Source organism: Fontibacillus forbon, assembly GCF_046559655.1.
GTDB lineage: Bacteria > Bacillota > Bacilli > Paenibacillales > Paenibacillaceae > Fontibacillus.
Genome location: NZ_JBKGFV010000005.1, coordinates 116137 through 129521, shown reverse-complemented (window position 1 = coordinate 129521; position 13385 = coordinate 116137). Strand labels below are relative to the sequence as shown.

Below are 13385 nucleotides of genomic sequence, written 5' to 3'. Positions count from 1 at the left end.
CGGCAGTCCCCCTTGGCTTCGCAATGGACCCGAATGTACGCCGATACCGTCTACTCATTCCGGCTCACGCGAAAGCCTTGATCAGGCCCAAATCCATTCGCTTCAAACTTGCCCCGAAAAGCCGGCTCGCTACTGCCAATGTCACCGATCCAACCGCCGCCCTTTACACTCCGGAAAGAACCGCCGCTAGGATCCAGGTCGTCTTCGTACCAGCTCCAACACCACTCCCTAACATTGCCTGACATATCGTAAAGCCCCAATTCATTGGGTTTCTTGAGCCCGACGGATTTCGTTTGGTTATGGTTGTTTTCTATGACAGGCCAGTTCCAATCTCCTTTCAGGTATTTATCCCCGGCGTTTCTCCAGTACCAAGCCGCATCATCCGCCTTATTGCTTCCACTGTAAGTGTAACTCTTGCTTCTTTGACCTCCGCCTGCGGCATATTCCCACTCCGCTTCCGTCGGCAAACGGTATCCGTCAGCTTTCTCATTGATGCTTACGGTCCATTTTATATTATCGTTTTCGCTCATATTGTTCGGGTCTTTTTTGTTCCTATCTATATTGTAATAAGGTTTTAAGCCTTCTTTTATGCTCCTTGCGTTACAATACTCCACAACGTCATACCAGCTTACCATTTCTACCGGCAAATCTTCGCCTATGAATTGAGATGGATTGCTTCCCATGACCTCCACCCACTCTTTTTGGGTCACCTCGTATTTTCCGATATAAAAGTTCGATAAGGATATGCTTTTTCCATAGTAGTTGGACTTTGTGTTTTTGAAAGTTCCGCCCTCTACGAATACCAAGGTATTGTTCTTATCCTGCTTTTCCGGGGAACAAGCGCTAACAACAAGCATTATGGCGATCAGAAGAAAAAAGAATGGCTTTCTCATCGACAGATCTCCTTTAAAAGCAATATTCCGGTTGTAAGTAGGCAAGGTTACTTTTGCTAATGGATGGAGGCCGCCGGTCGTGAGACCGGACGGCCCCGGCAAGATCAAAGATCAACCGGTTACCACACCGTTACGTTAGAACTTCCGCTACTCTGGTATCCCTCCGTCGCCAACACTTGGTAAGCCCAACTGCTTCCCAAATTCATGCCCTTACTCTTCCATGCGTTAACATGGTTGGCGAAAGTGATGGCTACGTTGCTCCCTGTCGCCCTTTTCGACTGCCTTACGCTCCAGAACTGCTGGAAGGTTTGTGTGCCGTCTATAGAAGGTGCATTGTACCGCATCGTGGTATATATGTCATAGGTACCCCCATCGCTGGTCACGGTGCCTTTATGCGTTCCGGTAGGTCTATAAGTGCCCCAGCTATCGACAACGTAATATTCTATAAGCGAGTTTCTCGTCCATCCATAAAGAGTCAAATACGCATTACCGGACGGTGCCCAGACTCCGGCATTGTAGTTGATGGTCCTGGATGGCGATCCGGTAGCCCAGCCTTTGCCGACAACAAAATTTCCGGTATTTTGCCATGAAACACTGTAATTCCCGCCGGACCCGTTGACCGCATTTACCGTCCCGCCGCCGTCGGTCCAATTTTGCCAATAGGTGTTCGCGCTTGCGGTTACTGCAAACATACTAAAACTCATTGCAACTACTAATAATACCGACAAGACTTTCCTATTAAACTTGTTCATGCCTTTACCTCCTAAATTTTTTTGTCACTACTTAACCTACCTACTCCTTCTTGCCGTGTGTTTTCTTGAGGCACATACTAATCCTGCTTAAAACTTTAACTCTATCTTTCCTTTTACCTCCTTTCATAGAAAATTATAGAATGTAAACGCATACATTTAACTTCTCATATTAAAGGTTTTACCTTCTATTTTTTACATAAATACACAATTCACAATTAAGCAAAAGCCGCCCCATAAAGGACGGCTATATAAACGACCCGCCAAACTTAGCTTGGCGAATCGTTCTAACATTATTTATTAATGGGGATCGGTTCTATAGGCACTCATTTTCTTCCCAAGCAAGACTGCAAAGTCACAAGTGATTTCTAACTTGTCCTTACCTAGAACCCGTTGTTTAAGTTCTTCCGAAGCTCCCCAAGACAATGGGGTCATCCGGACCAACTGTTCAATATAATTGTTTTCCATAGTTACACCGTACTGAACGCGCTGGAGGTCCGCCAGATCGAAATTACGCTTAAAAAGCTCTATGGTATTTTCATTTGAATAAACAGTTTTATCGCTTTGCTTGTAAAATATCCCTCTTAACTCTTGAAGGTACTTACTTTCGGGGATCACCTTGATAACCGTTCCATCCTCCGCAAGCATTCTTTGGAACTCGGAATAGCTGGATGGCGATAATATATTCAGTATGAAATTGAATGGTTGATCAACAAATGGACACTTTGCGAGATCCGCTACGCACCAGATCGTTTTGTCGGAAGTTCCTCTTGAGGCCATATGGATTCCTTCTTTAGAAATGTCTATACCTATCCCCAAAAAGTTACGCTTGGACTGATCCGTAATCCTTTGCCGTATTCCGGACAAAAGTGAACCTTCGCCGCATCCGGCATCCAATATTTTTATCGGTTTGCTCGCTGGTGGCAACTGTTCTATCATAATCTCGGAAATCCGGGCCAGCAACGGATCAAAAAAAACGCTTTGGCTAATCGCTCTTCGAGCTTCGAACAGTTGTTTATCGTATTTCGTTTTAAGGGGATGCGGCAATAGGTTTACATATCCCTGTTTAGAGATATCGAAACAATGATGATTGGAACAAATCAAGCTTTTTAAATTTACTGCCTTCATTGGATTTGAACATACGGGGCATAAGAAAATGTCCTCATACTTAGAGAGAATACGTGCTTTTGAATTTTTTTCATTGTTTTCGGACAACACAAAAAACACCTCATTCATTCGTTTTGAGTAAATGAAAAAGGCACAGTTAAATAAACCCAACGATCATTTCAAAAAAATGACATGAGCTTAAAAGACTGTACCTTTCATTAACGTAAACGAATGAATTTGATGATCATGAATAACATCTCCTATCAACAATGATCAAAGAATGGCGTTACAGCACCATCTTTAAGTATAAACAGAATGGGATTGTTTGAATACCCCGCCGTTTCTACGGCCAAACTGCTGCCGAGGGCAAAGGTCTCATCTTCTATATTTTTTGATTACAATCTGCCTCAATAAAGAAAAAAGAGCATGGGTTAGACAAGCAATGATCTGCTTGGTAACTCATGCTCATTTAAATTAACATAGCCGCTGTACCTTAATTCTTACCGCCATAGCCCTTATAAGTAGCATAAACTGTATTTGCATATTGATCTGCCAATATAGGACGGCCATAAGAATCTGTAGCTCCCGGATACCAGTTATCTCCTCCGTTATAGTGTAATAACCCTTTGTATATATTTCCGAACTTCACAATCTTCTCATCCAGAATCAATGCGCCCATGCATACCTGATCTTGTTCGCTGCCGTGATTATACGCGCGGCCAAACTTTGAGCTGAATTGAGATAAATAAGCATTGCGTGTGTTTGGTTCTACCTGCATCAATCCGTCGCCGGCTGACGGGCTACCCGGTAAGCCTGCTCCAAAACTGCTTTCTTTTTTGATAACGGCACTTAGCAATAAAGCAAAATCCCCGCCTTTACCAAATTTATTGTCCACGTTCATTACATACGTCCATATATGGCTTGGAACTTCGGAAGGTTTTGTTACTGTAGATGGTGAACCCGTATAAATCTTAACCGATGACATTTTGTCGTTGATCGTGTTGCCGACCCAGGAAGAACTTGAAGTAAAAGACCACTTTGTTCCTCCAAAATTATCATTCTCATATACGTCAACCGTCCAGCCGCCTGGAACCTTGAGAGAGGACATCCAGTCATTCGGAATTCCTTTTGCGTTCAACTGAGACAGTGTATAATTGCCTATTCCGAGCGTTACTGCCTTTCCACCATAGTTTATATCTGCATAAAACGTCGCTCCGTTTGTTGCCGGCGGCGTAGTTCCGCCGCTTCCGCCTTTCTGCCATAAAGCAGGGGCATTGGACGGCTCCCAACCTACGAGGGAAGTATGTGCCTGAAGGCAGGTATAAGTGCTTCCACTATAGGTTACTGTGTCATTTACTGCATAAGCGGTATTTGGAGCCCATGCTCCTCTAGCGGCTGCGTTCACTGACGGTAAGGCTGCGAAAAATGTGGATAGAAATACTGCTAAAACGACCAAAAGTGATAAGGGTTTAAATGAATGCCTGTTACTAGTCATTTTCAAACCTCCTTGTTTTGGTTTATCTGCAGCCCGCCTATTTAGACATGCCACAGGTTTTAACTGTACTACTATTCCATTTTATTTCCACATTTTAAATTAATTCCATAAATATTGTTTTGGAGCTACTCTCCGATCCCCTTCTGAATATAAGGAATGACTAATCTAATAAATTCTTCGGGAGACTTCTCCTTACTATCTCTTCTCCATTCTACAGAAGCCCCGTAAATTCCCCAGCTTAATAAGACAGCTGTAACTTTTAGCGCTTCATCCTCTTCAGTTCTATTTATTGGTTTGCGCAACATTTTGTAAAAAATGATTTCAAGCTGTTCCCGTATAATACGGGCAATAGAATCTTCGTAAGCTCTATGGCAACGATTGGACAACGACTTTTGAAAATTGGTAACTGCTTTAAAGATACTGACGAGGACTTCCTCATTTAGCTCTTCATGTTGGTAGAAGTCATAATTCAATTGAACGAGTAAAACTTCCGATAATGCTTTTTCTAATAAGTCGTAGATATCTTCAAAATGATAATAAAAAGTTGCACGATTAATCATGGCTTCTGTAGTTATATCCTTAATGGTAATATCCTTGAATTCCTTTTTCCCTGAAAGCTCAATGAAAGAATCCATTATTAATTTGCGAGTACGCAGCACTCGGGGGTCCGTCTTTGATTGCGTCATTAAGTTAATACACCTACTTTTTTTACAAATTTCATAATGTGTTGCGTATACGACAAATCCACGGAACTATTGGTGTTGATTATTTTAATTATGATATAAGCTTCAATTACTGGCAAATTGCATGCAAGCACCTTTGAAAGGGATTAATGAGAGATGAGGGAAATGACATGAACAATAATATGATTTGCGATATCAAAACAGGAGTATGCGGAGAAGTTGGCGAGGAAGTCATGGAGATTATTGATTTTAATCAACCTCCCAAAGCCGTTCATCTTTATTATGCAACCGATCCGATTTGCTCTCATTGCTGGGCTCTGGAACCGGTTCTTCGTCGCTTTGAACATCAATATGGACATTATTTCAAGTTTCATACCGTTATGGGTGGGTTGCTCGAAAAATGGCATGATGGACCCATCGATCCTGCCAACGGAATTTATAAACCAGCCGACGTTGCCGTTCACTGGAGAGAAGTTGGGGAACATTACAGAATGCCCATTGACGGGACTTTGATGATTGATAATCCGGTTCAGTCCTCCTACCCGCCCTCACGTGTATTCAAGGTGATCCAAAAATATCATTCCGATGCAATTGCGTCTGAATATTTGCGCCGCTCAAGAGAAGCGCTCTTCGCATTCAATCAAAATATTTCTGATAAACCCGTTATGATTGAAATCGTAAACAAACTTGGTCTTGATGGAGAAACTATTGTGAATGAAGCCGAGCAACCAGTTAGTCAACAATTATTGGAGGAAGATTTTGCGCAAGCCAGGAGCTTAGGGGTCAGAGGCTTTCCGACCATTATCATGACCAATGAGGAGAATAAAGGCGTGAAAATCGTTGGCGGTCGTCCGTTGGACTACTATATTAACGGTTTAAAACAAGTTCTTAATGGGGAAGAACTGCAACCCAAACCACTCCCTTCCCTTTCCAGCTTGATTGAAAAGGAAAAACTTCTATTTTCCAAAGAAATTGAAGTCATGTATGATGTTGAACAATCAGAAGTCCACAATCTTATAGAGAAAGAGCTTTCGCCAGATCATTATCAAGCGAATGAAATTTTAGGGGAGTCCTATTTCACATTAAAACAAAAGTAACGGTAGAAGCAGATCCAGAACTTCAAGTTCCGTAGAGGCGAAGCTGCGAGAAAGGCTTTACTATCCCGAGCACCATACTTGTGTGGCAACCGAGGTTCTCCTAACCAATAGTGACCCGCCTCACAATTCAATCCGTAATCTCGGATTATACTGACAATTACTTTGTTGAAATGGAGAGGGATAGCCAATGAAAAAAAATGATCTGCCTCTTGTCTATTCATGTTCCGGATGTTCCTCGGCTGCACAGACCGCTAACCGGATTGCGATTAAAATGGATCGGGAAAAGATCGCCGAAATGTCCTGCATCGCCGGTGTCGGAGGTGATGTAAAACCGCTTGTCAGAACAGCAAAGTCGGGACGTGACATCATAGCCATTGACGGTTGCCCGTTGGCCTGCTGCAAGAGCTGTTTAGCTAGGCATAACGTCCAACCTAAGCATCATTTTGACTTATCGAACTTCGATGTGCCCAAACGTCTTGGAGAAGATCCTAACCCCCAGCATGTCCAGAACGCCTATAATCAAATTCTTGAACACATCAAGTAAATCAAAAGATCTCATCCCCAAAAAATCCTGTTCGCATATCGCGGACAGGATTTTATTTACTGCTGGCTTTGCAACTTCACATTCTATTTCTTCTCTTGCCCGGCATACTCTCTGTTCGCCGCTTCAAGCATTGATTCCCAATTCGCATAATCCGTCTCTCTATCGATATACCGGTCGAAAAGTTCGTCAGGTATGTTGCGGATATCTTCATATGTCTTGACTTGAAAGTTCCCCTTCTCTAAAAAAGCCGCAAAATTCATAGAACCGGAATGCTTCGCCATGAACGAGTCCGTGAACAACTGGTCTAGCTCAACAAAATTGTGATCTCCCTCGGTCTTGTTTTGTCCTTGCAGATCCTTCAACAATTCGTCAAACGACATCGGTTTATGCTTTCTCAATTGACCACTCCTTAATGAAATCTAATTGTGACTTCTTGTTTTATCCACTTGCTCGACAGCCTTGCTCATCGAAATCCAAATATTTGAGACTTACTTATAGCCACACTTCACAATACATTACGCCGCATTTCATAAAAATACTGCACAATCGGATGCTTTAACTTAATCTTGTCGGACATATTTATGATCCGCTTTTTACCGACTCTTTTGTCCACCAAGGCTAGAACATTCAGCAAAATATCGTTGCTTTCCAGGCTTTCCTCTATAGGAGTTGTTAAAAACTTATTAGCCACCGCGATAAAATTGGATTTACTTAATGAAGCTTGTGCTGATAAAAGCTCTTTTGCATGTTCCGTACTTTTTCTGCTTCTGGCCATCACTATTAAACGATCCTCCGGCACTGGACCCTTGGTGCCTTGTCTGACGGCTTCAATTTCGTCACTGCTGACAGGAACTTGGATATCCGGATCATTCTTAATTTCCTGCTCGGATTGATACCATCGGATGGAGTTCGTTTTATCACTCATCTGGAGTACATTCTTTTTATCTACTAAAATATAACAAATCCCTGATTTATCAGGCAGATAACGGTACCCTGGCGCGCGGTATTCGACCCTTCCATTTAACGCAGGACTGAGAAAGCCCTCCAGTTGCTGCTTCAATTTACTCCAGGACATGATATCCCCCTCAGTTGCTTATTCCCCGTGTTCCTCGGCCTCATCCTGTTCCTTGCTTGCAAACTCATCCAGCAGCGCACGCACTTCGCTTGTAGACCTGGTGTTCATTAACGTATTTCTTAACTCACTTGCCCCTCGAAATCCGCGGACGTATATTTTGAAGAAGCGTTGAAGAGGTCTGAACGAACGTGGTTGCAGTTCTGAATATTGATCATGGAGATCCAGATGCAGACGCAGCAAATCAAGCAATTCCTCACTGCTGTGCTCCTTCGGCTCCTTCTCAAATGCAAACGGATTATGAAAAATACCGCGCCCGATCATGATCCCATCCACTCCGTATTGCTCAGCGAGCTTGAGGCCGGTCTGACGGTCAGGGATATCCCCGTTAATGGTCAAAAGGGTATCCGGCGCCACCTCATCCCGAAGCTTCTTAATCTCCGGAATCAGTTCCCAGTGAGCATCCACTTTGCTCATTTCTTCTCTGGTGCGCAGATGAATGGACAAATTTACAATGTCTTGCTTCAAAATATGGGTTAGCCAACCGCGCCATTCGTCTACGTCACTAAAACCGAGCCTTGTTTTTACACTGACGGGCAATCCCCCGGCTTTGGCAGCCTGGATGATCTCCGCTGCGATTTCAGGACGGCAGATCAGGCCGCTCCCCTTCCCGTTCTCCGCTACATTCGCTACAGGGCACCCCATATTAATATCGATGCCTTTGAAGCCTTCTTTTGCCATACCGATGCTCATTTGACGGAAGTATTCCGGCTTGTCTCCCCAGATATGCGCTACCATGGGCTGTTCATCCTCCGTAAAAGTCAACCGCCCGCGCACACTATGGTTGCCCTCCGGGTGGCAATAACTCTCCGTGTTCGCAAACTCCGTAAAAAACACATCCGGTCTGGCCGCTTCACTTACGACATGGCGGAACACAACATCCGTCACATCTTCCATAGGAGCCAGTATAAAAAATGGCCGTGGCAATTCACGCCAGAAATTATTTGTCATATTATAAACCTCTCTATAAATGCCGGGAATGAATAATCCTTATCCCGAAGTGGTAAAATCAACCTGTCTATTAATGGTAGACATCTAAACGAGTATATCATACCCCCGGGTGAAGTACACTTACCCAATAAATTCAAAAAAACCGGGACGCCCTCTTTACTGTTCCCTTCAACTTCAGTAGCGATCGATTTGTACATCTGATTCTGCATAAGCATAAAACAGAAGACACGCAGGAATTTCCTGGTGTCTTCTGTTCATATAGGCTGTTATTCGCTAAATTCTAACATCCATATTACCCGCCATAATGGAAGAAATCATTGGATTCCCTGCATAAACCCCCTGAATTTTTCAGCGATTTCCTTCGAATGGGAACGATATAGATAATGTCCCGCGTCCAACAAGACCATTTCTCCATATAAAGACTCCTCTATTTGCTTCTCATGTTCAGGGATCCATTGGTCCGTCACAGGGTGATTCGCTTGGACAAAGAAAAGGACAGGCAAATTGGGTGGAAAGGTTAGCCGTTCAGCAGCTTTAAAGTTGGAATACATACTCTCTGCCTCATTTAATTGAGTTGTATTATACATATTTTTGCGTATCAGAATATCCAATTGTTCTTTAGTTTGTTCATCATAGGGCAGCCCGGTATAAGGGTCTGCACTCAGTTTCAATTGTAAACGGGCGAAGCCCAGGTTGCGGAACCATTTAATCGGTTCTGTTACTGACGAATCAATCTTCTGTTCACTTAGCGATGGAACACTGCTATCCAGCCCAATAAACGCCCTCACTTCGTTTGGATATTGGTTCACATAACTCAGACTATAGAGCCCCGAAATGGAATGACCCATGAGGATATAACGATTAATACCGAGGTTCTGCAACGCTTCATGAAATTCACTTACGATATTTGCCGTACTGCGCTCCTTCCCGGTCTGATCACTCAATCCGTAACCAAAAGGCTCAATCACGACGACTTTATAATTCGGGGATAACTCTGCTATGAGCGGCTTAAAGTCAAGTGCGGGTGCCGCTGTTCCAAAACCGGGTAGAATCACAACGGTTTCTTCTCCTTGACCTTGAATGGAAACATTCATTTGCTTCCCATCTACAGATACTAGCTGACCGTATTGCTCCATTCTTTTTTGTTCCGAATGACTGCTGATTTTGTTAACCGTATACACGATGGCAACAAAAAGCAGGATGGCTATAATAACTGCGACGATTATTTTAAGCACAATGCGTAGTACTCTCTTTGTTTTTGAAACGCTCCGTATTTCCTTTCCTGCTGCTTGTGTCAAACTCATCCACTCCTGTCGTTATCCGTTTCATGGCGTAGCAGACCGCTAATGCAAGTCTAACCAATCCAGATGTCCTTTCCATGACGACAATATGAACTGAATATGAACTAAGCAAACATTCCAGGAATCTAACTTTCGGTTGGTGTCGTTTTTGGCAAGGTGACAATAATGGTCGTTCCTCGGTCAAGCTCGCTTTCCACTTGGATATCTCCTTGATGAAGCGATACGATCTGTTTAACGATGGCAAGCCCCATGCCGCTGCCGCTATACTGGCGACTATGGGAACGATCGGCTTTAAAAAAACGTTCGAAGATACGTTTCTGATCCTCCAGGGAAATACCGATTCCTGAATCGGATATTCGGACTGTCACATTTTTGGTATCTTGTTTCATGCTGATGGCGATAACGCCGCCATTCTGTGAAAATTTGATGCTATTGCCGATTACGTTTGTCCATACTTGATTCAATAGATCATAATCAGCCATGAACTGAACGGCCTTCAAATGGAGTTCGAAGGAGATGTTGCGCGCAGACCATTGCGGCTGGAGTGCCACGATGACCCGCCGGATTTGTTCATCAAGGCCGAACATGGCTGGCCGAAGTTGCTGTGACTGCGATTCAAGTAAACTCAGTTTGAGCAAGCTGTCGCTCATCTTGGACATCCGATCTGCTTCAGCAATAATAATGTCTAGATAACGGCTTCGTTCTTGATCTGAGAGACCATCTTGCTTAAGCACAAGAGCATAGCCTGATATGGAGGTGAGCGGGGACTGAACCTCGTGCGACACGTTCGCAACGAATTCCCTGCGCATCTGTTCAAGCTGTTGTAGATCGCGCATCATTTCTTCGAAACTGCGAGCTAAAGTACCTAGTTCACCCTCCTGCTTAATATTCAGCTTGATGTTGAAATCTCCAGCTGCTATACGCCTGGTCGCTATGGTCAGCTTTTTGATCGGACTTACCAAAAACACAGAGGCAACCAGAATCAACATGCTTCCTGCAACCAACGAACAGGCTGCAAATATCCATGCCCACTTGAAGACAAAAGAGGCGGAAGGAGGTGGAAGCATCTCCAAGAACATCGCCTTCGTTCCCCCTTCCGTTTGCAACGGCAGCCCTAAGAGGATCGCAGCAATACCATTCGGATTGTCTTGAACAACGCTTCCATTTATTACTTTCTTTAATTGCTCCGTCGTCACAGTGGCAGGCTTGTGCCCCTTTAGATTTCCATAGGACTCGAATTGCCCCGTTGCTTCGTAAATCCGAATATAATAGGCGTCGAGTTGCTTCATTTTACTTAAGAATAAGTCCGCTTCGCGTAACGGAAGAGCATTGTAAATCCCTACAACGTCTTGGCCGAAATTACGCAGATTGATTTGAGCGTTTTCATTCAATTTTTCTTCGAAGATCCGGGTCGTCACAAAGAAAGAAATGAATGTGCCCGCGATGACCGAGACAAGAAAGGTCAGGACAACACGAATATACAGAGATTTGATCATTCATATACCTCAAGACGGTAGCCAAGCCCGCGCACCGTTTCGATCCGAAAATCGGGCGTCGCCGCGAACCGTTCGCGCAGGCGTTTAATATGAACGTCTACAGTTCGATCATCTCCGGTGTAATCGATCCCCCAAATTTGATCGATCAACTGCTCGCGCGTATAGACTTGCCCGGGGGTTCCGGCGAGCTTATACAGCAATTCAAACTCCTTGAGCGGCAATGTGAGCGACTCCGTACCTATCCTCACTTTATAAGTCTGCCGATCAAGTAGGATGTTGCGTAATTGTATTGTCTGTGCGGAGCCAATCCGATATCGTTTCAATAATGATCTGACGCGAACCGTCAATTCTAACGGATCGAATGGTTTCGTCAAATAATCGTCCGTCCCAAGTTCAAATCCCATCACTTTCTCCCATGTTTCACCTCTCGCAGTCAGCATCAGTATCGGAAGATCAGGATTGGCTTTTCGGAGCTCCTTGCATAACGTCCATCCATCCATTACCGGCATCATAATATCGAGCACGACAAGATCAATATGCGCCCCGGCAAAAACGGTCAGTGCTTCCTTGCCGTCCGTGGCTTCGACTGTTTGGAATCCGTCGTTGCGCAGAAATAAACAGACAAGTTCGCGAATGTTGGCATCATCATCAGCAACTAGTATAGTAGGCATCTTATCCCTCTTTTCCATCCTACATTGAATTCACCAAAGGGCTAATCAAAACTATATTACCACCGAGATATAAGGCGTACAATCTTACAGCGACTCTAGGGTAATAGCAAAAGGCACCCGATCAGGTGCCTTCGATATCCTTCATGTTGCGACAGTTTGAAACAACATTCTATAGATCTTCGGCCAATTTAGCCAAGAATTTTGAGGAAGAGTTCACTTTCTCGATCAGTAAGAGATCAAAAAACCTTATATTCTAAAGAACATACGGCTTCCACATGAGATGAGTGCTGACGGTACAATAACCTAATACGATGTGGCTGCATTCACCTATTCAAGCAATCTTATATCAGCCGCTTTTACGTGACAAGGTAATTGTTCATAATTCCCCATTTCTTTAATTAGCGGATATATATCCTGTAAAGCATCCTTACTCAGTCTTCCGATTGTTGAATACTTTACCATATCCTTAGATGTCCAAAATGATTAGGGAAGAGACCCTAGTATCAGGGATTCTGTTACAGTAAGTCCCTCATTCTCTTTCTCCTCGTCCCTTTACTTTTTATTCAAATCAGAACGCTGCGGATTGACCGTGCCAAAGATATGATACGGTGTTATCCCCTTTGCAAATAGACTATCTATCAGCTTGATCAATTCTTCCGAAGATAGATCTTTGCCTCTGCGTATCCAAAGACGAAACATAGATATTAATGTTGATATGTAAAACTCGATGATGTATGGTGCCAAGACATCATCTGTTGGAAAATCGACAATCAACCGCTCAAAGGGAATTTCTTTTTTCAAGCGTTCCACAAAATGAACAGAACCATAGTCGCCCAAGATAGCTTTAAGAACTGAAATTTCCTCTGCATTTTCCAAACATTGAAGTGCATCTTGGAAAGTATGTGTAGAAAACTCTCTGCCTGCCATTTCCTCGTTAATGGATTTCAAAACACGATCTTCAACGCAGTCCAACAACTCATAGATATCTGTAAAGTATTGATAAAATGTACTCCGATTATATCCTGATTGGTTAGCAATCTCTTGAATGGATATTTTTTCAATTGGTTTTCGGCTATATAAATCGCAGAATACATTTATGAATGTCTGCCTTGTTTTGTCCGTAATTTCAGGTTGCTTTTTCATTATTTACCTCCATTTTCTGTTCAATTGATTATACGACAGATATTAAAAATCTGATGGTTGATGACCGGATAGTGAATCTATACAATACATTATACAACACGTTGTTTGATCATCAACAAGGAT

Annotated in this window: 14 protein-coding genes; 2 read left to right on the top strand and 12 right to left on the bottom strand. The window is 43.4% G+C overall.

Features of this window, described 5'->3' with window-relative positions:
* Positions 1-50: 50 nt before the first annotated feature.
* The 5 genes from ACLB09_RS19515 to ACLB09_RS19495 form a co-directional block, all read right to left on the bottom strand.
* Complete coding sequence (locus ACLB09_RS19515) at positions 51-893, bottom strand: formylglycine-generating enzyme family protein (protein WP_410771526.1); 843 nt, start codon at positions 891-893, stop codon at positions 51-53.
* 119 nt (positions 894-1012) lie between these two features.
* Positions 1013-1645, bottom strand: coding sequence for a glycoside hydrolase family 11 protein (locus ACLB09_RS19510; protein WP_410771525.1), 633 nt, complete (start codon positions 1643-1645; stop codon positions 1013-1015).
* A gap of 297 nt (positions 1646-1942) precedes the next feature.
* Positions 1943-2857 (bottom strand): putative RNA methyltransferase, encoded by a 915-nt coding sequence (locus tag ACLB09_RS19505; RefSeq protein WP_410771524.1) that lies wholly within the window; start codon positions 2855-2857, stop codon positions 1943-1945.
* A 385-nt stretch (positions 2858-3242) separates the two neighbouring features.
* Positions 3243-4244: a carbohydrate-binding protein gene (locus ACLB09_RS19500; RefSeq protein WP_410771523.1), complete on the bottom strand. Its 1002-nt coding sequence runs from the start codon at positions 4242-4244 to the stop codon at positions 3243-3245.
* 125 nt (positions 4245-4369) lie between these two features.
* Positions 4370-4930 carry a TetR/AcrR family transcriptional regulator gene (locus ACLB09_RS19495; protein ID WP_410771522.1) on the bottom strand — a complete coding sequence of 187 codons (561 nt, stop codon included), beginning with the start codon at positions 4928-4930 and terminating at the stop codon, positions 4370-4372.
* Between the two features lie 167 nt (positions 4931-5097).
* Here ACLB09_RS19495 and ACLB09_RS19490 point away from each other — a divergent pair, with 167 nt between their 5' ends.
* Both ACLB09_RS19490 and ACLB09_RS19485 read left to right on the top strand, forming a co-directional pair.
* On the top strand, positions 5098-6024 hold the full coding sequence (locus tag ACLB09_RS19490) for a DsbA family protein (protein ID WP_410771521.1): 927 nt from the start codon (positions 5098-5100) through the stop codon (positions 6022-6024).
* Between the two features lie 187 nt (positions 6025-6211).
* Positions 6212-6568 (top strand): putative zinc-binding protein, encoded by a 357-nt coding sequence (locus tag ACLB09_RS19485; protein WP_410771520.1) that lies wholly within the window; start codon positions 6212-6214, stop codon positions 6566-6568.
* Between the two features lie 83 nt (positions 6569-6651).
* On the opposite strand, the gene ACLB09_RS19480 is transcribed toward ACLB09_RS19485, so the two are convergent.
* From ACLB09_RS19480 to ACLB09_RS19450, 7 genes are all read right to left on the bottom strand, one after another.
* On the bottom strand, positions 6652-6966 hold the full coding sequence (locus ACLB09_RS19480) for a hypothetical protein (protein ID WP_410771519.1): 315 nt from the start codon (positions 6964-6966) through the stop codon (positions 6652-6654).
* A gap of 107 nt (positions 6967-7073) precedes the next feature.
* Complete coding sequence (locus ACLB09_RS19475) at positions 7074-7643, bottom strand: SF0329 family protein (protein WP_410771518.1); 570 nt, start codon at positions 7641-7643, stop codon at positions 7074-7076.
* Between the two features lie 18 nt (positions 7644-7661).
* Positions 7662-8651, bottom strand: a complete 990-nt coding sequence (locus ACLB09_RS19470; protein WP_410771517.1) for a tRNA dihydrouridine synthase — start codon at positions 8649-8651, stop codon at positions 7662-7664.
* 314 nt (positions 8652-8965) lie between these two features.
* Entirely contained in the window at positions 8966-9955 is a 990-nt protein-coding gene (locus ACLB09_RS19465) for an alpha/beta hydrolase (protein ID WP_410771516.1), read from the bottom strand.
* Between the two features lie 122 nt (positions 9956-10077).
* Positions 10078-11448, bottom strand: coding sequence for a sensor histidine kinase (locus ACLB09_RS19460; RefSeq protein WP_410771515.1), 1371 nt, complete (start codon positions 11446-11448; stop codon positions 10078-10080).
* Positions 11445-12119 carry a response regulator transcription factor gene (locus ACLB09_RS19455; protein ID WP_410771514.1) on the bottom strand — a complete coding sequence of 225 codons (675 nt, stop codon included), beginning with the start codon at positions 12117-12119 and terminating at the stop codon, positions 11445-11447. Before ACLB09_RS19455 ends, ACLB09_RS19460 begins: the two co-directional genes overlap by 4 nt.
* 552 nt (positions 12120-12671) lie before the next feature.
* The gene (locus tag ACLB09_RS19450; protein WP_410771513.1) at positions 12672-13262 is read right to left on the bottom strand and encodes a TetR/AcrR family transcriptional regulator; all 591 of its coding nucleotides are present in this window, start codon (positions 13260-13262) and stop codon (positions 12672-12674) included.
* Positions 13263-13385 lie beyond the last annotated feature (123 nt).

Bases quoted from the DNA above. Each gene is read 5' to 3' on its own strand.
- ACLB09_RS19515 (WP_410771526.1), bottom strand. From the start codon at position 893: ATGAGAAAGCCATTCTTTTTTCTTCTGATCGCCATAATGCTTGTTGTT.
- ACLB09_RS19510 (WP_410771525.1), bottom strand. From the start codon at position 1,645: ATGAACAAGTTTAATAGGAAAGTCTTGTCGGTATTATTAGTAGTTGCA.
- ACLB09_RS19500 (WP_410771523.1), bottom strand. From the start codon at position 4,244: ATGACTAGTAACAGGCATTCATTTAAACCCTTATCACTTTTGGTCGTT.
- ACLB09_RS19495 (WP_410771522.1), bottom strand. From the start codon at position 4,930: ATGACGCAATCAAAGACGGACCCCCGAGTGCTGCGTACTCGCAAATTA.
- ACLB09_RS19490 (WP_410771521.1), top strand. From the start codon at position 5,098: ATGAACAATAATATGATTTGCGATATCAAAACAGGAGTATGCGGAGAA.
- ACLB09_RS19485 (WP_410771520.1), top strand. From the start codon at position 6,212: ATGAAAAAAAATGATCTGCCTCTTGTCTATTCATGTTCCGGATGTTCC.
- ACLB09_RS19475 (WP_410771518.1), bottom strand. From the start codon at position 7,643: ATGTCCTGGAGTAAATTGAAGCAGCAACTGGAGGGCTTTCTCAGTCCT.
- ACLB09_RS19470 (WP_410771517.1), bottom strand. From the start codon at position 8,651: ATGACAAATAATTTCTGGCGTGAATTGCCACGGCCATTTTTTATACTG.
- ACLB09_RS19465 (WP_410771516.1), bottom strand. From the start codon at position 9,955: ATGAGTTTGACACAAGCAGCAGGAAAGGAAATACGGAGCGTTTCAAAA.
- ACLB09_RS19460 (WP_410771515.1), bottom strand. From the start codon at position 11,448: ATGATCAAATCTCTGTATATTCGTGTTGTCCTGACCTTTCTTGTCTCG.
- ACLB09_RS19455 (WP_410771514.1), bottom strand. From the start codon at position 12,119: ATGCCTACTATACTAGTTGCTGATGATGATGCCAACATTCGCGAACTT.
- ACLB09_RS19450 (WP_410771513.1), bottom strand. From the start codon at position 13,262: ATGAAAAAGCAACCTGAAATTACGGACAAAACAAGGCAGACATTCATA.